Origin of the sequence: Sinorhizobium terangae (assembly GCF_009601505.1) — a bacterium.
Lineage (GTDB): Bacteria > Pseudomonadota > Alphaproteobacteria > Rhizobiales > Rhizobiaceae > Sinorhizobium > Sinorhizobium terangae.
In genome coordinates this window covers 49,377-68,779 of record NZ_WITC01000055.1, presented here as the reverse complement: position 1 = coordinate 68,779, position 19,403 = coordinate 49,377, and the positions used below count along the sequence as shown (strand labels likewise).

Annotated in this window: 22 protein-coding genes and 1 pseudogene; 16 read left to right on the top strand and 7 right to left on the bottom strand. The window is 61.7% G+C overall.

What is annotated here, in order from left to right; all coding sequences use genetic code 11:
- Positions 1-128 precede the first annotated feature (128 nt).
- The 9 genes and pseudogenes from GHK62_RS13960 to GHK62_RS13920 all read left to right on the top strand — a co-directional run.
- Positions 129-1,367, top strand: a complete 1,239-nt coding sequence (locus tag GHK62_RS13960) for a site-specific integrase (RefSeq protein ID WP_153439766.1) — start codon at positions 129-131, stop codon at positions 1,365-1,367.
- Positions 1,364-2,308 (top strand): tyrosine-type recombinase/integrase, encoded by a 945-nt coding sequence (locus tag GHK62_RS13955; protein ID WP_153439765.1) that lies wholly within the window; start codon positions 1,364-1,366, stop codon positions 2,306-2,308. Before GHK62_RS13960 ends, GHK62_RS13955 begins: the two co-directional genes overlap by 4 nt.
- Complete coding sequence (locus GHK62_RS13950) at positions 2,305-3,303, top strand: site-specific integrase (RefSeq protein ID WP_153439764.1); 999 nt, start codon at positions 2,305-2,307, stop codon at positions 3,301-3,303. The genes GHK62_RS13955 and GHK62_RS13950 overlap by 4 nt, the downstream gene beginning before the upstream one ends.
- Positions 3,304-3,457: 154 nt before the next feature.
- A complete protein-coding gene (locus tag GHK62_RS13945; RefSeq protein WP_234886891.1) occupies positions 3,458-3,655 on the top strand; it encodes a hypothetical protein in 198 nt (65 codons plus the stop codon).
- Complete coding sequence (locus GHK62_RS13940) at positions 3,645-5,453, top strand: site-specific integrase (RefSeq protein ID WP_153439763.1); 1,809 nt, start codon at positions 3,645-3,647, stop codon at positions 5,451-5,453. Before GHK62_RS13945 ends, GHK62_RS13940 begins: the two co-directional genes overlap by 11 nt.
- 3 nt (positions 5,454-5,456) lie before the next feature.
- On the top strand, positions 5,457-7,331 hold the full coding sequence (locus GHK62_RS13935; protein ID WP_153439762.1) for a site-specific integrase: 1,875 nt from the start codon (positions 5,457-5,459) through the stop codon (positions 7,329-7,331).
- A complete protein-coding gene (locus GHK62_RS13930) occupies positions 7,288-7,803 on the top strand; it encodes a hypothetical protein (RefSeq protein ID WP_234886890.1) in 516 nt (171 codons plus the stop codon). The genes GHK62_RS13935 and GHK62_RS13930 overlap by 44 nt, the downstream gene beginning before the upstream one ends.
- 60 nt (positions 7,804-7,863) lie before the next feature.
- Entirely contained in the window at positions 7,864-8,508 is a 645-nt protein-coding gene (locus tag GHK62_RS13925; RefSeq protein ID WP_234886895.1) for a plasmid pRiA4b ORF-3 family protein, read from the top strand.
- A gap of 115 nt (positions 8,509-8,623) precedes the next feature.
- Positions 8,624-10,105: pseudogene (locus GHK62_RS13920) on the top strand (plasmid partitioning protein); the annotation flags it as partial.
- 226 nt (positions 10,106-10,331) lie between these two features.
- Here the strand turns inward: GHK62_RS13920 and GHK62_RS13915 are convergent.
- Positions 10,332-10,634 (bottom strand): alkylphosphonate utilization protein, encoded by a 303-nt coding sequence (locus GHK62_RS13915; protein WP_153439761.1) that lies wholly within the window; start codon positions 10,632-10,634, stop codon positions 10,332-10,334.
- A gap of 463 nt (positions 10,635-11,097) precedes the next feature.
- On the opposite strand from GHK62_RS13915, the gene GHK62_RS13910 reads away from it, so the two are divergent.
- The 4 genes from GHK62_RS13910 to GHK62_RS13895 all read left to right on the top strand — a co-directional run bounded on the left by GHK62_RS13910 (position 11,098) and on the right by GHK62_RS13895 (position 13,592).
- Positions 11,098-11,685 (top strand): hypothetical protein, encoded by a 588-nt coding sequence (locus GHK62_RS13910; protein WP_153439760.1) that lies wholly within the window; start codon positions 11,098-11,100, stop codon positions 11,683-11,685.
- A 125-nt stretch (positions 11,686-11,810) separates the two neighbouring features.
- Positions 11,811-12,056, top strand: coding sequence for a type II toxin-antitoxin system VapB family antitoxin (locus tag GHK62_RS13905; RefSeq protein ID WP_153439759.1), 246 nt, complete (start codon positions 11,811-11,813; stop codon positions 12,054-12,056).
- Complete coding sequence (locus tag GHK62_RS13900) at positions 12,056-12,460, top strand: type II toxin-antitoxin system VapC family toxin (RefSeq protein WP_153439758.1); 405 nt, start codon at positions 12,056-12,058, stop codon at positions 12,458-12,460. The genes GHK62_RS13905 and GHK62_RS13900 overlap by 1 nt, the downstream gene beginning before the upstream one ends.
- 205 nt (positions 12,461-12,665) lie before the next feature.
- Positions 12,666-13,592 carry an ArdC family protein gene (locus GHK62_RS13895; RefSeq protein ID WP_184109020.1) on the top strand — a complete coding sequence of 309 codons (927 nt, stop codon included), beginning with the start codon at positions 12,666-12,668 and terminating at the stop codon, positions 13,590-13,592.
- Between the two features lie 31 nt (positions 13,593-13,623).
- Here the strand turns inward: GHK62_RS13895 and GHK62_RS33565 are convergent, their stop codons facing one another.
- A complete protein-coding gene (locus tag GHK62_RS33565) occupies positions 13,624-13,800 on the bottom strand; it encodes a hypothetical protein (RefSeq protein ID WP_167528244.1) in 177 nt (58 codons plus the stop codon).
- A 456-nt stretch (positions 13,801-14,256) separates the two neighbouring features.
- Here GHK62_RS33565 and GHK62_RS13890 point away from each other — a divergent pair, with 456 nt between their 5' ends.
- The 3 genes from GHK62_RS13890 (at position 14,257) to GHK62_RS33555 (ending at position 15,579) form a co-directional block, all read left to right on the top strand.
- Complete coding sequence (locus GHK62_RS13890; RefSeq protein WP_167528243.1) at positions 14,257-14,568, top strand: DUF736 domain-containing protein; 312 nt, start codon at positions 14,257-14,259, stop codon at positions 14,566-14,568.
- A 291-nt stretch (positions 14,569-14,859) separates the two neighbouring features.
- Positions 14,860-15,024 carry a hypothetical protein gene (locus GHK62_RS33560; protein WP_167528242.1) on the top strand — a complete coding sequence of 55 codons (165 nt, stop codon included), beginning with the start codon at positions 14,860-14,862 and terminating at the stop codon, positions 15,022-15,024.
- Positions 15,025-15,405: 381 nt separating this feature from the next.
- The gene (locus GHK62_RS33555) at positions 15,406-15,579 is read left to right on the top strand and encodes a hypothetical protein (RefSeq protein WP_167528241.1); all 174 of its coding nucleotides are present in this window, start codon (positions 15,406-15,408) and stop codon (positions 15,577-15,579) included.
- Positions 15,580-15,611: 32 nt separating this feature from the next.
- Here GHK62_RS33555 and GHK62_RS13885 read toward each other — a convergent pair whose 3' ends face one another.
- The 5 genes from GHK62_RS13885 to traC all read right to left on the bottom strand — a co-directional run bounded on the left by GHK62_RS13885 (position 15,612) and on the right by traC (position 19,375).
- Complete coding sequence (locus GHK62_RS13885; protein ID WP_153439769.1) at positions 15,612-15,869, bottom strand: WGR domain-containing protein; 258 nt, start codon at positions 15,867-15,869, stop codon at positions 15,612-15,614.
- 201 nt (positions 15,870-16,070) lie between these two features.
- Entirely contained in the window at positions 16,071-16,454 is a 384-nt protein-coding gene (locus tag GHK62_RS13880; protein WP_193571416.1) for a thermonuclease family protein, read from the bottom strand.
- Positions 16,455-16,889: 435 nt separating this feature from the next.
- Positions 16,890-18,872 (bottom strand): Ti-type conjugative transfer system protein TraG, encoded by a 1,983-nt coding sequence (gene traG, locus GHK62_RS13875; RefSeq protein WP_153439755.1) that lies wholly within the window; start codon positions 18,870-18,872, stop codon positions 16,890-16,892.
- Positions 18,859-19,074, bottom strand: coding sequence for a type IV conjugative transfer system coupling protein TraD (gene traD, locus GHK62_RS13870; RefSeq protein WP_153439754.1), 216 nt, complete (start codon positions 19,072-19,074; stop codon positions 18,859-18,861). Before traD ends, traG begins: the two co-directional genes overlap by 14 nt.
- Positions 19,075-19,078: 4 nt before the next feature.
- A complete protein-coding gene (traC, locus tag GHK62_RS13865) occupies positions 19,079-19,375 on the bottom strand; it encodes a conjugal transfer protein TraC (protein WP_153439753.1) in 297 nt (98 codons plus the stop codon).
- Between the last annotated feature and the right edge of the window lie 28 nt (positions 19,376-19,403).

Below are 19,403 nucleotides of genomic sequence, written 5' to 3'. Positions count from 1 at the left end.
GGCACTATCTACCCTGCCGGACTATGTCGGGTAACTAGATTTCGATCAGAGGTATCAAGGATTTATAGATAGCGTGTAGAGATAGTTCGTAGCCCTTCCAGCAATTCAGCTTGGGAAGGGAGCAAACAATGAAGTATCGCATCAATGATCAATTTGCGTTGTCGCGGCCTCCTGAAGGGCCCGTCGCGAGTTATATTATTTCGTTTGCTGAATGGCTCGTTGGTCGGGGCTACAGTCTTGTCTCAACGAGGAACCAGGTGCTTATGGCGGCCGGTTTCAGCAGTTGGCTTTGGCAAAACCGGATTGCTCTAGCTGGCATAAGTGGAGAACACCCAGGACGTTATTTGCGGGAGCGAGCACAATTTCGCCGGCCAAAGCGTGGAGATGACGCCGCTCTCCGACACTTGCTGGATTTTTTGCGAAGTGTCGGTGCCATGCCCGAAGAGGTCAAGGACGAGTATCAGCCGTCGCCGATCGAACTGCATGTGCAGGCATACGAGTCGTATCTGCGAGACGCCCGCGCCCTGAACCGCAAAACAATTGTAAATTACCGGCCAGTCGTCCGGGATTTCCTCAATTTCTGCTTCAGTGATGGTGCTGTTTTGCTCGCAGAGTTGCGCGCTGTCGACGTGACCGACTTTGTTCAAAAGAGAACTTCGCGTTTGAACATAAGACGCGCGAAGATCATGACCACCGCGTTGCGATCATTTCTTTCCTATGCGCGCTATAACGGGGATATCACCTCAGATTTGGCTGCCGCGGTCCCGATCGTCGCCAACTGGAGGCTTTCGTCTATTCCTCGTGCGATCAGCCGTGACGATGTAACCCGGTTGCTTGCCAGCATCGATCGCCAGACACCCATGGGACGCCGCGACTATGCCATGATCCTCATGCTGGCGCGGCTCGGCCTTCGTTCGAGCGAGGTGATCACGCTTGATCTTGACGATATCGATTGGGTCGCCGGGCAGATCCGTGTCCGGGGCAAGAGCAGTCAACGCAATGACTTGCCGTTATCAGCTGATGTTGGTGAGGCTATCGCCGATTACTTACGGAACGGGCGGCCACGAAGTGCCTGCCGCCGTGTCTTTTTGCGCGACAAGGCCCCGATCCGGGGATTCGAGGGTCCGAGTGGGTTTGGATGCGTCATCCGCCGTTGCCTTCGGCGGGCCGATATCAATGCCCCCACAACAGGAGCGCACCAGTTCCGCCACGGCCTCGCTTCAGAGATGCTGCGTGGCGGCGCCTCGCTCGGTGAGATCGGCGAAGTTCTGGGGCACCGTCATATGGAGACAACGGCGATTTACGCCAAGGTTGACCTCAACGCCCTGCGAACATTGGCTGTGGCATGGCCGGGAGAAGTTCAATGAGCGCACTCCGACAGGCTGCCCACGACTATATCGAGATGCGCCGCGGATTGGGGTTCAAGCTACGAGAAGCGGGAAGAGGATTGATCGATTTCGTCAGTTTCTTGGAAGCCAACGATGCCCCATATATCACCATGGAACTGGCCCTCGAATGGGCCCAGCGGCCATCCCATACGCAGCCCTCTCACTGGGCGGCACGGCTGGGTTACGTGCGCGGATTTGCCCGTCATTGGGTCGCCACCGATCCGCGGACACAAATTCCGCCTGACGGGCTGCTGCCTTTTCGCCCGAAGCGGGCGCTACCCTATCTTTACTCCCATGCCGACATCCGGCGTCTTCTGTCCGCCGCACTTGAGATGCCGTGCCGATACACCTGCTGCAAGCTCAGGCCGTTGACATTCTACTGCCTGTTCGGATTGCTAAGCGTTGCTGGCCTGCGCCTCGGCGAAGCCCGGAACCTCAAGCTTTCGGACATCGATTTCGACGCCATGGTGCTGACGATCCGCGGCACGAAGTTCGGAAAGTCCCGTCTCGTGCCCATGCACGCATCAACGTGCGCGGTGCTACAAGATCTGATTAAACGCCGACAACGACATAACTCGGCCCTGGCGGCGTCCCCTTATTTGTTCACATCCTATCGAGGTAATCGCCTCGACGTGGGTGACATTCATCGAACATTTTATGCTCTGTCCCGGCGGATTGGCCTGCGCGGGATCGATGACAGTCACGGCCCGCGTCTGCACGACATGCGGCACGTCTTCGCCACAAATACGCTGTTGCGCTGGTATCAAGCCGAGCAAGATCCAGAGCGGCTTTTGCCCATTTTATCCACCTATCTCGGCCATGCCCACGTGGCCGATACGCAATGGTATCTGAGCGCCTCGCCTGAGCTGATGACAGAGGCGATGCGCCGTCTTGAACGCCGCTGGGAGGATCGGACATGATCAAGTATGCCAGTCTGGCGCCGCTTTTAGAGCGCTTTTTTATTCAACGCCTGATGCAACAGCGTCAGGCAAGCCCCCATACGATCAGTTCCTACAGGGACACGTTTCGGCAGTTGTTGAAGTTCGCCGAACGAACTTTGCATAAGGCGCCGTCTCGCCTGAGCTTCGAGGAGATCGACACCCCGTTGATTACGGCCTTTCTTGATGAGCTTGAGAGCAACCAAGGGATCAGCGTCCGCAGCCGCAACCTACGCCTCACGGCAATTCATTCATTCTTTCGCTACGCGGCCTTCGAGGTACCGGAACATTCCGCTCAAATTCAACGTATTCTTGCCATTCCCAGCAAGCGTTTCACTCGAACGCTCGTCAGCTTCCTGACCCGCCCTGAAGTGGATGCACTGCTGGCCGCACCAGATCGATCGACATGGGCCGGGCGGCGTGATCACGCGTTTCTCCTGGTCGCCGTGCAGACCGGTTTGCGGCTATCGGAGATCACCGGTCTCAAGCGGGACGATCTGTTCTTCGGCGCAGGCGCTCATCTGCGCGTCATCGGCAAAGGGCGCAAGGAAAGATGCACCCCGTTCGCCAAGTCGACAACCGAAGTGTTGAGAAGCTGGCTGAAGGAACCTCAGCGCGGAGAAGAGGGCATCCTGTTTCCCAGCGCCAGAGGCGAGCGGCTCAGCGTTCATGGTGTCCAGTACATCTTGAACAAGCACCGCCAGACTGCTTCTGGCACATGCTCATCGCTGAACGGAAAGCGCGTCACTGTTCATCGCCTGAGGCACACAATGGCCATGGACCTGCTGCAAGCGGGCGTCGACCGCGCCGTGATTGCCTTGTGGCTCGGCCATGAATCGGTCGAGACCACACAAATCTATCTCGAGGCGACATTGGCGATGAAGGAGGCCGCCTTGGCAAAGACCTCCCCATATTCCGGCAAATCATCCCGCTACCGACCTGACGACAATTTGTTGGGGTTCTTGAACAGCCTGTAAATCGGATAGATTATGTCGGGTAGCTTGGGAGATTCTGTAAGAAATATCCTTATTCCTCAGTCATTTACTGTTGAGGAAAAAGCTTCCCGACATAGTCCGGCAGGGTAGATAGTGCCGCCTATGTCGTCCTCCACATAAGCGGCACACATTCGCGATGACGATGCTGGTGCGGTTGCAGCGGCAGGCATTGACCACGCCGGACCTCAATCCGCTGAAGATCGTGCAGGTTCTGCTGGGGCACAGCTCGATCCAGAGCACGGCGATCTACCTGCGCTGTGTCGAGCTCAATGCCCGCGAACTCGCCGACAGCATCGACTATCTCTATGGCGAGTTGATCCCCGATGGCCGTTAGACGCGGGCACATCGACCGGCGGCTGTCGGCTGCGACACCGATCGTTCTGGACCGGCCGGCCGACACCATCGTCTTCCGCGACGGCTGGGGCGAGGTCACAAAGCGCTACGATCCCGGCACGCTCGGATTGCCGTCGGACATCGCGACACTTTTGGCCGATGCTTTCCGCCACCATCATGCGGCATCGAGCCGGGAGACACAGCGTCATTGCTGGATGGCCCTGCGGACGTTCGCGCGCTTTGTGGTGGAGGACGGCCAGGTCCTGTCTGCCGACGATCTGACCAGTGCGATGGTGGGGCGCTACATCGGATGGCTGGATCGGCAGGTCGCAGGGCAGACGAACCAGCCCTGGTCGAAGGGATCGCGGGCGAATGTGCTGATGCAGCTTCGCCAGATGATCGACTGGACCAAGCGCCGGCATCCGTCGCGGCTGTCGGGCCGGATCGACTTCCCGTGGCGGGTCTGGCCGAACCGCAATGCCGATACGCGGCCGCGTCTTGGCGCAGCGGACCTCAAGGCGATCCTGCGCGCATGCTATGAGGAAATCGATGAGGCGTGGGAGCGCTTCGAGATAGGCCGGTGCGTTCTTGCGACGGGCGGCGCGGTGGATGGCGTCGATCCCGAGCTTTGCCGCCTGGTCCGGGCGCTTGCGGGTGTGAATGCCGGCGTGCTGCCGTCGCGGACGCTTGCGATCCGCAGCGGCGTCAACATATCGGCGGTCAATCGTCTTGGCGGCCTTCGTCACCTTGGCGGTCATCTTCACCTGACCGGCGAAACGGTCGTCGCATTCTTTGTCGCGCTTTCGATCCAAACGGCGGGCAATCCGGATGCACTGCGACTGGTCACGCGCGACTGCCAGGTGGCGCATCCGCTCGATGAGCATCGTATCATCGTCGAATGGGCCAAGCCCCGGGCCGGTGCGAAGGTGAAGCGCGCGCAGCGGCGATCCTTCGACCGCCGTCGGCGACATGCGGCGCCGAACTTAATCGATAAATTGCTGGCGATGACCGCGCCGCTCGCGGCCCGGGCCAGCCGCCAGGATCGGAACCGGCTATTCCTGGTGAAGAGTGAGAAGAAGGACGCGGTGACGCCCATCGTTGGGACTACCTTGTCGCATGCTCTGAAGCCGTTCATCAAACGCTCCAATGCCCGGATATCCATCTGGAACAAGGCGGCGCCGGAGCGGGCCCGCCAGCTCTTGCCGGATTTTGCGGCGGTGCTGCTGCGGGGGAGCGTCGCCACCGAATATTACAAGGCGTCCGGCGGCGACATCGTCGCGACACAAGACGTGCTCAATCACGCTCGCGCCGACACGACTGAGCTTTACATCAAGGGGCCAGAGACGCGTCGCGTCCAGCGCGAGACCATCGCCCGATTGCAGGGGCTGATGCTTGGCTGGATCGTCGGCGCAAAGGCGGACACCGAAGATCAGGCGCAACGCGACTGCATTGCACTGGCTAACAATGCGACGGTTCCGTTCAGCCATGATTGCCTCAACCCGGCCACTGGCACAGCGCCCGGATCGGCAGCTGGCCGGGTCTGTCGGCACTTCGGCGGCTGCCTGCGCTGCCCGGGACTAATCATCCCGCTCGATGCGGAGCACATGGCGCGCATTCTTCAGGCGAAGGAGGAGCTGGAACGCACGCGTGAGCGTATCGATCCGCGCCGCTTCGAGCTTCTATACGCGCCGAGCCTGCGCATTCTGACCGACGACATCCTGCCCGACTTCCCGCACTCGCTGCGCGCGGAGGCCGAAAGTCGAATGTTGGCTCTGCCAATCCTGCCGGCGCTGGAGTGAACGATGCAAGCGTCCACGGCACCCGATCTTGCAGCCGCGGCAAGGCCAGCGCTTCGAATATCGGCGCGCTCGGTATGGCCAGACCAGGTCTGGCATCTCGACGGCCATCGCCCCGGCGCAAACCGGAGTGACTTCTCGCTCGACTGGGGATTTACCCTGGCGGACGACAGCGGGTTCAGCGATCCGCAATGGGCTGACTGGCGAGAGGCGGCCAAACTGTTCCTGTGGAGCCTGAAGCTGGACCCGCCTGCAGGCCGCCGCAACGTTCACGATTCGACGATCGTCCGCGTCTTTAATATGCAGAGGACGCTGATCCGCTGGATGGCGGCGCAAGGGTACCGCAGCTTTGCCGATCTCGACCGCGATGCCAGCGACAGGTTCTTGGCGGCGATGGCGCAGCGTCCTGGCAGCAAGCCGGGCAAGGCGCTGTCGGCCATGACCCTGCAACACTACGCAAATTTGCTGACGCTTCTGTATCTCCAAGGATCGAAGTTCCCGGAAGTGGCAATTGATGATCCATTCCCAGGGACTGTGCCGCCGTTCGTTCGGCGTGACCGAGGCTGGCTTCCCTATACGCCGGACGCGGTCGCCGTGCCATTGGTCTCGGCGGCCTTGCGGCTGATCGAACAGCCGGCGGACGAAGTCATCGCTTTGCAAACGCAGGCGCAGGCTGCGTATGACGATGCCCTTGCCAGGGGCATCAGCCAGACGAAGGCCGGGTTTGTCGCGACCGACGCGATCAGGGAGTTTACCTTCTCGACCCTGTCCGGAGAGGAATCTCCCTGGCATGAAGCGCCTGTCACCAGCACCAAGCAGGTGCGGTATCTTGCAGATCGCATCTACGACGCCTGCTTTGTCGTGATCGCTTATCTGGTCGGCGCCCGCGTCTCGGAGATCCTTGGCCTTCAGGTCGGCTGCATCGAGCAGCATCCTGCCAGTGATGGCAGCGAGACCTTCGCCTATCTCGCCGGCCAGATCTACAAGACGGCGCGCGGCGTCGACGGCGAACCCCATCGCTGGGTTGCTCCAGCGCCCGTCGAGCGGGCCGTCTTGGTCATGGAGCAACTGACCGCTCGCCTGCGGGCCCAAAGCGGGCGATCCGAGCTCTTTCTGGTGATGGCCAGCACGGGCCTTGTCGGTCCCGCTGCGAGAACTGACCTGCCCGTCGTCTCCACGATCATACGGCGGCTGAACGATCTGTTCGCACCGTTCATCGGCCTGCCGGACCACGAGGGCGAGCCCTGGCATCTGAACACCCATCAGGGCCGAAAGACCTTTGCGCGCTTTGTCGGCAAACGCGACCGCACCGGACTACATGCGCTTCAGGCGCACTTCGGCCATGTGAGCCGGGCCATGACCGATCGTGGCTATGTCGGAACCGACTTCGCGCTTGACGACCTGATCGATCGGCATACCCGGGAAGAAACCCGCGCCGCCCTGGAAGAGGTGCTGACGGCGACGACGCTCGCCGGCAAGGGTGGACGGATGATTGCCGCTCGCTCGCAGTTCCGCGGGCGCACACGCGACGGCGATGTCCAGGCTTATGTCCGTTTCCTGATGGAGGAAACTGACCTCCGCCTCGGGGTCTGCGACTGGGGCTATTGTGTCTACCGCGTCGAAACGGCTGCCTGCTTCGGCGACGAGAAAGGACCCAACCCCGCGCTGCGGACTGAAAGCACGTGTCTCACCTGCGCCAACTTTGCCGTCACGGCCCGGCATCGACCGGTCTGGCAGGCGCGCCGCGACCGCAATGCCGATCTTCTCGCTCACCCCGGGCTGGACCCGGTCAGCCGCCGGGTTGCGGAAACACGGATCGTCGAATGCGATCGCATCCTTGGCGAACTCGATCATGGAAAGGATGGTCGCGATGGCCCGTAAACCCAGCAAAACACCGGCGCTGACGCCGCACGAAAAACGCCTGCGCAACACCGACAGCAAGCTCCGGGAGGCTCTGGAGCGCCTGGTGAAGGGACTGCCCACACACCCGGGCCTGCAAAAGCGCTCCTACCGTCTGACCATTGCCACGCTCGCACGGGAGGCGCGTGTCGGCCGCAACGCCATCTACACCAACCACCGCTCGATGATCGACGAGTTGCGTCGCGCCAGCGATCGCAAGATCGTCCCCGAGAAGCTGGCGGCCTGGGAAGACAAACTCGCCCAGCAGCGCGCTCTGATCCAGGTCTTGCAGATCGAGGAGCGGCGTATGGTGACGGAAAATGCCGTCCTGCTGAAGCGCATCCTCGAAGCCGAAACGGAGGTTGAGCGGCAGAAGCGTCATAATGCCCGCCTGATCGCCGAACGTGATCGCGCGGTGAAGCCGGTGCCCCTCCCGCGCGGGCCAAAAACCTGACGTCGTCAAGATTGTGGGTTCGTGTCGCCCCATCCATTGCCTGCGACACTCGTGCGCGGCATGATCTGCCGCATGCTTGACCCCTTCGATCCAGACAGCTTCATCGTGCGCGCCGAGGTTCATATCCTCGGCATCGAGCCCAAGATCAGCCGCACTCTCGAACTGCCAATCACTCTCAACCTCGCTCAACTCCACGAGGTGCTGCAGGCCGCCTTTGGCTGGACCGACAGTCATTTGCATCAGTTCAATATCGGCGGCCTTATCTACGGAGCCCCGGAGTTCGATGAGGACGGTCTGTCCGACAGCCGGACCTTCGAGGCGACCGAGGTCAGGATGATCGACCTTCACTTTCCCTACGATCCCGAGGAAGACCCTCTCACGATCCTCTACGAATACGACTTTGGCGATAATTGGCGTCATCTGCTGCGCCTGGAGCGCGTTGCGCGCGAGGAGAGTGCCAAATATCCTCGCTGTATCGCAGGCAAACGTTCCGGACCTCCCGAGGATGTTGGTGGGACTTCGGGCTATGCTGACTTCCTCGAAGCCTGGCTCGATCCTGACCACGAGGAACATAAAGCCATGCGCCGGTGGGTGGGTCGCAAGTTCCACCCGGAGGCCTGCAATCTCGATGACATCAACAAGGCGATCGCCAAGGCCATGCGCGTATCAAAGGGCGACTACCGGTTCCGTCGCGAAAGCGCGTAATTGACAGACCCGAGACGGCTTCGAAGCCAAAGATACACTCGAACTACCGCTCACAGCTGAAAAGTCCTTAGAATCAGCGTCATCCAGCTAACAGGACACTTGACGCATAACCTAACCGCTGAACCCCGTCGACCAATGGCGCGGCATCGAGCGTCTTGTCGCGCTCGGCTGGACCGAGGAGGCGATCGCCGTGGCGCTCGCGCTGCCCGTCCGCCAGATTCGAAAGCTTCGCCTTCTCGCCAACGTTCTTTCCGCCATGCTCGACCAGATGGCGAAGGGCGACATGCCGTCGGAGCAGCAACTGCGGACGATCGCCGCCGCCTCGCTCGACGAGCAGAAAGAAGTCTGGAAGGCGCATAAGCCGAAGAAGGGTGATACGGCGCCCTGGTGGGTGATTGCCAACGGTCTTTCCAAGACCCGCATGTATGCCCGCGACGCGAGCTTCGGCGACGATCTGCGGCAAGCCTACGGCATCGAATGGGCGGAGGACCTCTTTGGCCCGGCCGACGAAGACAATCGCTACACCACCAATCTCGAAGCCTTTCTCGGTGCGCAGCAGGAGTGGATGACGAACAACTTGCCCAAGAAGGGCGCCATCGTCGAGGTGAACAATTGGGGCCAGCCCGACCTGCCGAAGAAGGCAAGCCAAGTCTACGGCAAGCCCGGCAAGGGTGACCACACCGGCATGTACCTCGACCGTGATGGCAAGGTGCAAACCGTCCATTACCGGATGCCGGAGGCCAAGACGGCGAAGGGGCAGACCGGGCCGGCTGGCGAGGACGCGATTGACGACGAGACCGTTATCTCGAAGCCGCGCCCTGATGTCACGCAGAAAGGCCATGACATGATCGGCGATTTCCGTACCGACGCTCTGCATGAGGCTCTAAGCCGCGCGCCCATCGAGGACGACATGCTGATCGCGCTGCTCGTGCTTGCCTTCACTGGCCGGAACGTCCGCGTCGATTCCGGTGCGAACGACGATGTGTTCGGACCGAAGCGTTTCAAGCGTCACGCTGCCCGCCTCTTCTGCGAAGACGGCAGGCTTTCCTTCGACATGAAAACCGTCCGTGTCGCCGCCCGCTCCATGCTGATCGAAGTCCTCTCATGCCGGCGCGGCATGTCGAACAGCGGGGTCGTTTCCCGCATCGCCGGAGAGGCCATCGGAGCGGACGGCTTCTTGCCGAACATGGGCACGGAAGACTTTCTCGTTTGCCTGTCGCGCCAGGCGCTCGAAACTGCGGCGAAGGAAGCAAATGTGCAGCCGCTGCCGCGTGTTCGCGACACGCGAGCGGCACTCGTCGAGCACTTCAAGGTCGATGCGAGCTTCGTACATCCGGCAGCGCTGCTTGCGCCTGATCCGAAGGACGTTGCCGATCTGATCCAGCACGCCGATTACCTCGACGATGATGCCTCCGCGGATAGCGCCGACGACGATCTCGACGGTGCGCCAATCGGTGCCACCGCAGCCCGCGATACCGATATCCCGAGCGACCTCGGCACCACCGAAGCGGAATTGGACGAGGTCGGCGGATCGGAGGACGCCTCCGACGACGCTCCAGGGGAGCACGAAACCGCTTATGGCATCGCGGCGGAGTAAGCGCCTTCCCTCTCTCTTTTCCGAACGCCTTCCGCCGCCGGTTGTCCCGGCGGCGGTTTTATTTTCAGCACCGCAGAACCTGACGGAGAAAGCCCATGTCTGCCTCTTGATTTACGATCTCGCTCCGATCGGCTCCATCGTTTCCTGGTCCGACGGGACCCCCACGTCCGCCCGAGCGGTGCAGTTCAAACCCGATGCCGTGGAGGGCTCGGAAGCCGATGATCGATCAGCGCTTGCGCACGAACTCCGTGCGCAAGACTAGACCTTTGATCGCGTCATGGCGGCAGTCGATCTCGTCCGGGTTGTCCGTGAGCCGGATCGACCTGATGACCGTTCCCTGCTTCAGCGTCTGCCCGGCACCTTTGACCTTCAGGTCCTTGATCAGGACGACCGAGTCTCCGTCTGCAAGAACGTTGCCCGATGCATCGCGAACTTCAGCGGCCTTGGCCTTCTCCGCGGCAATTTCGGAAGCAGGCCGCCACTCGCCGGTAGCTTCGTCATAGATGTAGTCGTCGTTCTGGTCGCTCATATCCGTTCCGCGTCGTGTCAATTTACGCTGTGACCCCTCGGTCGTGCTGACTGCACCAGTGGAACAGCCGGGGAGAGCCTCTATCTCGGATGTGGCGCCGACGCAACATCGGCTGGACCGGTGCCAGTGGCGGTGCGGGAGCCGGCCGAGAGCTTCCTTTCGGCACTTTCCGTAGGCCGCCCTCATGCCGGTTGTCCTTCGGTTTTGCTGCGGTCTGAACCGGTGGCCGTTCGCTTCAAGGCCGCTATCGCGCCGCAGTGCGGCCGACACTCGCCGTCCCTCGCAGAGCAGGTTCGCTTGGCTATCGCGAGGGCAGGATGCCCTGCTCGCACTCAAACCGGCTCCGCTCGGCCTGGCGTGTCCGGACCTTGATGCGTCCGTCTTCCGCCGGTTCGGGGCGACCGCACCGAAGGGAAAGCCGGCACGGGGCCGGAGCCGCTTCGAAGTTGGAAAGGAAGAACCGATGGCAAAGCCCGCAACACCCTCTCGTCAATCCGCCCGCGTCGTTCAGCTTCGCAAGGGCGCCACCCTCGAAATGGTCCGGCTCTCATGCCCAGACAGCGCCCAGGCGCTGAAGATCGCCGAAAGCTTCGGAATCACGATCGTCGACAGCGACGGAATCCGCGATCTCCATGAGCGCCTCATCTGCGAGACGGCCGATGCTCTGAGCGACGGTCTCGGTGAGAAAGCCATGCAGATCCACCTGCAGCGGATCGTCGGCGCCTTCGTCGGCTCCGCACACGGTGCGGGACAGTTCTACAGCCGCGCGGTCACCGAGGCGCGGGACGCCACGGCAAAGGCAGCAAACGACAGCCGCGACGAGGACCTCGACGGCCCCGTCGGCTACGATAGTGCTGCCCAGCGCAAGCGGGAGTTTGCCGCCGACATGGGCGTGCAGGCACACGCGCTCAGGATGGCCGCGGAGGGCGCCGTTGCAGCATACAAGCACATCGTCGGCGAGACCTGGAAGTCCTTCGATCGACCCGTCGACAACCCAGGTCAGTCCCTCGATCGCAAAGCAGCCGAGGCACAGATGTCGGCCTTCGACTGAGCGCTTTCCGGCGGGGCTCCGGCCCCGCCTTATTCCCTGACGAGAAGCAAGCGTGCCGACGGCCTTGGAAAAGGTCGCACGATGATCTACATTATTTTCGAGAATTATCTACATGGAGATGATGCATGCCGATAAACGTCAACAATCCGGAAGCGGATGCGCTGACGCGCGAGTTCGCCCAAATGGCGGGCGTCGGCATCACCGACGCCATCGTCATCGCCATGCGGGAGGCGATCGAGCGTCGCAATCGCGCGGAGACGCCATTGCAGACTGCGGCACGTTTGCGGAAAGCGCATGGAATTGCCTTGAGCGACAATGCCCGCAAGCCTCTTCCCCGTGAAGCCTTCGACGAGATGTGGGATGAGGCCTGATGTTCATCGATGCCTGTGCGATCATCGCGCTTCTCTCCGATGAACCGGAAGCGGCGCGCGTCTCGGACGCTGTTGCTTCTGCCAGACATCCCTTCACATCCCCGGTCGCTATTCTCGAGACCGTCCTCGGCCTTGCAGGGCCCGACAAGTTCAATCTTCCGGTTGCCTCGGTCGAAACGATCGTGATGGAATTCCTCGAAGCGCAGGAAATCGAGGTTCGCGATCTTCCGCCGGCCTCCGAGACGACGCGGCTCGCCCTTGTCGCCGGGCATCGCTATCGCACCGGCCGCCATGGCCTGAACCTCGGCGATTGCCTGCATTATGCCTGCGCCAAATTCCATGGCGTGCCGATCCTTGCCACGGCGGACGAGTTTAGGTCGACCGACCTCGAAACCATTCCTTGAACCTGCTGAAGCGGTTACGCCGAGATCGGCCCGCCGCTACCCCGTCCGGCCTTAGGTGCTGGCGGAGCGAAGCGTTCGGGCAACGGCTTCGCCGTCCTCCACCTCCGTTCCGGCCTCAAGGTGCCCTCCCCCCTTTCCGCTCCGCCTTTGGACCGCCGTGACGGGGTCGCGATCGGCGCGACCTCCTGGAAATGGAGGTTTGAACATGAGCAGGAAGGACGAAGGCCAGCGCGCCGACATCTACACACGGATCACTGACAAGATCATCGAGGACCTGACGAATGGCGTTCGGCCCTGGATGAAACCATGGAACGCGGCAAATATGAACGGCCGTATCACCCGGCCGCTGCGCCACAACGGCCAGCCCTACTCTGGCATGAACGTGCTGTTGCTTTGGTCGGAGGGCATGGCGCGTGGCTATTCCTCGCCGATGTGGATGACATTCAAGCAGGCGCGCGAAATGGGATCGTCCGTCCGCAAGGGCGAGACCGGCGCGACGGTCGTCTTCGCGAGCCGCTTCACCAAATCCGAAGCGGACGGTAATGGCGGTGAGATCGAGCGGGAAATCCCGTTCCTCAAGGCGTACACCGTCTTCAACGTCGAGCAGATCGATGGCTTGCCCGACCATTATAATCATCGCCCGGATCCCGTCCTCGACCCGGTCGAGCGCATTGCGCATGTGGACCGCTTCTTCCGAAACACCGGCGCGGTAATCCGCCATGGCGGAAACCAGGCCTTCTTCGCGCCAGGTACCGACTTGATTCAGATGCCACCGTTCGAGAGTTTTAAGGACGCGGCGAGCTATTATGCGACGCTCAGTCATGAGGCCACACATTGGACGGCGCCGGCCGGCCGTGTCGGCCGGGAGCTTTCCCGCTATTCCAGGGATAGAAGCGAACGTGCCCGCGAGGAACTCATTGCCGAGCTTGGCAGCTGCTTCCTCTGCGCCGATCTCTGCATTGCGCCAGAGCTCGAGCCGAGGCCGGATCACGCGTCTTACCTTCAATCCTGGCTCACCGTTCTATCGGGCGACAAGCGAGCGATCTTCCACGCCGCGGCGCATGCCCAGCGTGCCGTCGCCTATCTTCACGATCTTCAGCCGACGGAGAGCCAGAACCGGCAGGCGGCTTGAAAAAGGTAGTGCCGCTCCCGCGCACAGATAATCAGGACTGGTCGCCGCCAACGGCGGTGGCCGGCTCCACCACCGGTTCGGTCTTCACCTGCAGATCTTCATCCGTTCTCAGGTCCAACTTGCCCCAGATCGACATTTTCTGTGGACCCGGTTTCGGCTTGCGCGACGGCTTGATTTCGACAGTGAACGGCTTTGTCTGTTTGCGCATGGATCCTCTTGGGCAGAACGAATCGCGCTGCAACGATATCCCGCGTATGGATCAAAGCAACTGGCGTCTAGGGAGTTCGACATCGAAGTGTCCGCGGCAGCACATCTGGCATCCTGCGCAGTTTCGCCTGTGAGCCGTTTGCACAATCGCGCTCGAACGGCGTGCAGGTACCCATCGCCATGTTCCTTCTCCTCATTGTTGCCGGCGCTCGTTCTGCGGGCTCGATGAGGCATGTCTGACCGGAGAGCGGCTTCGCCTCGATCGTCTTCCCGCAACGGCCCTCGGAACTTTCTTCCCCTGGCGGCTGCGCCGCCATTCCTCGCGGAGCAACAAAATTCCTCCCGGCCGCCCTCCATTTCATTCCGGCCTATCGGTGCGGTCCGATCGTCCCCGGTCTTTGTGACAGCCATCGAGGCCGCGAAGGGCGCGGCCCGAAACAACGAAAGGAACATGACAATGGCTACCATCGGCACCTTCACCTCCACCGAAAACGGCTTCACCGGCTCGATCCGCACCCTCGCCCTCAACGTAAAGGCTCGCATCGCCCGCATCGAAAATCCCTCCGACAAGGGCCCGCACTTCCGCATCTACGCGGGTGCCGTCGAACTGGGCGCCGCCTGGCAGAAGCGCTCCAACGAGAGCGACCGCGACTATCTCTCGGTCAAGCTCGACGACCCGAGCTTCCCGGCTCCGATCTACGCGACGCTGACGGAAGTCGAAGGCGAAGACGGCTTCCAGCTCATCTGGTCCCGCCCGAACCGGGACTAAGGATCCACTGGCCCCGCCAAGGCGGGGCCAACTCCTCGTCTTCGAAGCCGGAAACAGGCATCGAGCCGGTTTCCGGCTTTCTGCTGCGAAGCGAGAGGTAGGGGTCTGCTCAGATCGAGCCATCTTGTCGTGGTGAGAGGGCAGTCTCAAGGACGAGCGGTTCCCCCCAAAATGCTTGCGCATTTCGGCTCCCCCACCCGCCGCGGTGCGGTCGCGTGCCGCGCTCCTTGACCCCGCCCTCTCCTCACATCCGCGGGCGTCATCTTTCTCAAACATCAGGAGATGACGCCGATGACCATAGAACAGCACATCGAAGAACTGCGCGCCGAGCTGTGGAACGCCGTCGACATGGACGAGCGTCGACAGATCGAGGGCGAACTTGTACTCGCCCAGGCCGAACGCGAGGTGATCTTGGCCGAGCTGGACGGCCGCCTCAGCGCCGAGCCTCCGTTCTGACGGAGGCTTCTCGCTACGTCCGGGACCCCGTCCAACCGGATCGATCGGCCACCCGACCGACGCTCCCCGCTGGCTCGGACCGGGAAACCGGGATCACGGTAGTTTAGGGGCGAGAACGCCTTCTGGCGCTGAGCGCAGCGATAGCGATCAGCTGCGCCTCTCCTTTCGACCCTGCTGTCAGCTGCGTACGGGATGTTGCAACCCGGTCGTCACGACGCAACCTGCCGCCGCCGGAATTTTCCCCGCCGCGCTGCGGCTCCTCGCGGGACAAAATTCAGGCGTCGCCAAGTCCTCCGCTCTGCTGCGGCCGTCCCGGTGCGTCCCTCCTTTCCGGTCAGCAGCCTATCCCTGCGATGACCGCAATTCGAAAGGAGATCCATCATGCAACAGCTCGCTCAATTCCTGGCCGCCACCGGCCGCCGGCTCCGCGTCCTTGGCAAAGTGATCAGTTACTTCTTCCGCAAGGGAAAGCTCGGCCTGAAGCTCGCCATCAAGGTCCCGTTTTTCGTCGAGATCGAGGTGTCCTTCGAGACCGGCTGGAACCAGCGCCGATGAGGTTTTTCGAGGCCCGCTTCGGCGGGCCTTTTTCATCTCGGCATGGACGCACGCGGCCGATATCCGCGTTTTCGTTTCTGTCGCAGCAGATCGAGAAACAGCCGGACCGCTTCCTCTTCCCGCCTGAAATGATGAACCGTCATCTGTCCTCTGGTTCCAATGCGGCCCCACTTACGAAACAGGCAGACATCACCGAAAAGGTTTGGTTCGATCGACATGGCATAATAGCGTGCCATGTTCCTCGAGGCATCGGAGCGTTCCACATAGAGTCGATAGGGTTGAGAGATCATGAGATCAGGATCGCTGATCACGATAATCGCGTCCAACAACACTTATGAATCGGTCGGCATGGATCGATTCAGATCGGTGATGATATCGGACAGGTCGCGAAAAGCTCGGGCGAGGCGCCTTCGGCGCACGGCTCTACTCGCTCCCGCTCCCCGAACCCGCGAAACGGTTTCGGCCATTCGGTAACGATCCTCTCGCGAACGTCAATCACACCATCCGTGTCTCTCACCGTCCCAGGACCTTGCAAGGCCTTCATGGATAAGTGTGCTGCCGAGCGAGCGTCCCGCGCGGGTCACCGTACGGAGCTTGCGCCCATATTTGTCCTCGTCTCGGACGCCGGTCGAAAGCGAGAACGTCCCCGCGTTAAGCAGGGCCAGTAGGCGCGCCTTCGCCGCCTCCCCTTTTCGCCGTTCTGCCTCGCATCGCGGCGGGCTCAACTCAGGTGTGTCGATATCGGCAATGCGGATTTTCTCGCCTTCGAACCAGAACGTATCGCCATCGACGACACAGTTGATGTGACGGCTATCGCCGCAGATCGAAAACGAAGCTGACAGTGAATCCGCTGTCGAGGGGTTGGCGAAAGCCAGGAGACTCGTGAGGTTGCTTGTGCCGTAAGCTGAGAGGAATCCAGCGACGGCAATGATCGCGAGCCCCACGATCGCGATTGGTCTTCCGCGACGAAGAGGATAAGCGACACGAGGTCTCTTCCGCTTAGCACGTATTTCTTGCCGGCGGCCGCCGCCGGCCTTCCGGGGTCTCCGGAATGGCGTCACGCTGTTTTGCGCCAATTTAGTCTCCATGCATTTCGTCGAACGGTACGACGGCCATAGTTTCGTCCGGGTTTACCGACGACCTGGTACGGCCGATAAAGCAGTGTGCGAGGTGCGGGGCGCAGTCGGTCCCGCCTTCCCTTCGGGCCACAATGAGGCTCCTGCGGCTGCGCTGTTTCCCGCCCTCGCACGACGAGAATTCCCGAAATCCCGCCCGTTGGGCGTCGCTCACGCTGATTTCTCCGATACTCTTCATAATTCTGGATCCGCCTTGCTCGTTGCACTGCGCGCCGGCCGGATCAGGCGGGCTTCAGACGTCTTTCCGCTAGGGTGAAGCCTGTTCGTTCCGACGCAAGCCTTCATGTCGTCGCGCCGGAACCAGATTGCGCGACCGCATCGAAGCGGCGCGTTGCCGGCCGTGAACACGATCTGTTCATCGGCGCGCATCCGCAGCACCTCATGAGCCTGGATCAGCGGTCGCGCCGCCAATTGCTTCGACCGCGTCCGCGACGACCCCTTGGATTGAAAACTGCGGCTGACCTGGTCGATTTCGACCGTGGTCATGCCGCAACGCTTCGAGATGTAGTCGGCCGTCTCAGGATCGTTGATCGCGGCAAACGAAATCCAGCTCGCGCTCTCGAACCACTTGCTCGCGGCATCGCGGCCGCCATAGGTTTCTCGCATCTGGCCGATCGACTGGTAGATCATCGTGAGCGTGATCCCGTACTTGCGACCGGCATCGCGGGCGGTCTCCAGAATGCGCATGTAGCCGAGGCGTGCAACCTCATCGAGAAGGAAGAGCGCCCTGCCGTTCACCGCGCCGTCGCGATTGTAGATCGCGTTGAGGAACGAGCCGATGATCACACGCGCCAGACCGGAATGCGTCTCCAATGTCTTCAGGTCGATGTTGATGAAGACATCGGTCTTGCCGTTCGCCAGCGCGTCGGTCGAAAAGGTCGAACCCGACACGAGTGCGGCATAATTGGTGTATGACAGCCAGTGCGTTTCCTTGACCGCATTGGCGTAAACGCCGGAGAAGGTTTCCGGCGTCATGTTGACGAAGGCGGCGACGTTTTCCTTCACGAAGTCCGAGTTCGAAATGTCGTAGATCGATTGCAGCCGCTCACGCAGCTTCGGTTCCGGCTCGGAGAGATTGGACCGAACTTGCCGCAACGTCTGGTTCTCTTGGTCCGTATGGCCGGAAAGGCAGACATCGGCGATCAGCGCGGTCAATAACTGCAGCGCCGATGCACGGAAGAAGTCGTCGCGCACGCCGCGCGGACCGCCGCTGTCGCTCATGATCCACGAGGCGACGGAGGCGATGTCTTCCTCCTTGGTTCCGCCGAAGCGGCCAATCCAGTCGAGCGCGTTGAACCCTGTTTCTGGCTCCTTCGGATCGAGAATGCGGATGAAGCGGGCGGCGTCTTTGCGATGTTTGTAAATCATCGGCGCCACTTCGTTGGAAGGGTCGAGTACGACAAGCGCCCCGCCCCACTTAAGCGCTGTGGGGATCGTCACCGATGTCGTCTTGAAGCCGCCCGAGCCCGCGAACACGATCCCGTGGGAGGATCCGAACGACCCGTCGAAGCAAAGGAGCGGCGACTTGCCGCCGGCGCCCCAGGTTTCGGGATCATCGGCGCGAAACGACTGCGCGGCTATGCTGTCCCTGTCGACACGATAACGCTCGCCAATGACGATGCCGCCGGTATCGGGAAAGAGCTTTGCCGCTTCCGGCATCTTCATCCAATCGGCGTCGCCATGCAGGGCCCTTGGCCCGCGGATGCGTTTCGGCTCGGCGCGTGCAAAGGCGGCGTTACCGATGAGCGCGACGCGCAGCGCGAAACATCCCGCCATCAGCGCCGCCGCCCCACTGATCATCATTGCAGGGTCGAGGTACGACGCAATGGACTTGCCCGCTGGCACCTGCCCGGCGAACGCGGCAAGACGTGCCGCCTCGCGTGTCGCCGCGGTCAGAATTGTTGCCGCGGCTCCGGCCAAGGCGCCCCAGCCAGCGAATTTGATGTTCGCGGAGCCGGCGCTCGCGAACAGGAAGATCACACCGATCGCCGCGGCGGTGACATAGGGCGCGGCGATGCCGAGGCGGCCCAGCGTCAGCCTCACGGCTTCCGTCTTACCGAAGTTCGATAGCGACTGTTCGATCCCGGTCAGGCCGATGACGGCCAGCATCATGAGCGCGACGGGGACAGCGACGAGAGCAAGCTTATTCGCCGTCATTGCCGAAGGCCTCCGCGCCGAGAGCGATCAACCGCGCCCGCTCGCCTTCGTCGGACTTCAGTCGGTGGCTGAGTTCGACCAGCGCCCCGAGCAGGAGCGCGCGTTTCTCATATCGCAAACCCGCCTTCACGATCAGGCCGCCAAGTTCGATCTTCTCCCGCGTGTCTTGTCTGCGGGCGTCGGATGTCGTCCTCCTCGCCATCCGCTCAAGCCTCGCCACTGCTGCCCTGAGCCGCGCCAGACGTGACCGCCGCGATCGATGCGCCGGCGCTGGAGTCTCCATTACCCTTCTTCCCTCCGGTCGTAAGGCCCTGCCCTCCGCGAAAGCGTGTCGCCAGACTCTCGAAGGCCGCCTGAAGCTCGGCTTCCTCGATCTCGATTTCGCCAAGGCCTGCCTTGAGAGCAATTCGGCCGATCCGCTCGGCTTCTCGCGTTTCCGCGATCTTGAGCTGCTCCTGGAGTCTGGCGATTTCGTCGCGAATTTTCGAGGAAGGTTTCTTCATTCCGTTCGTCTCCCTGGCTGAGAAAGCT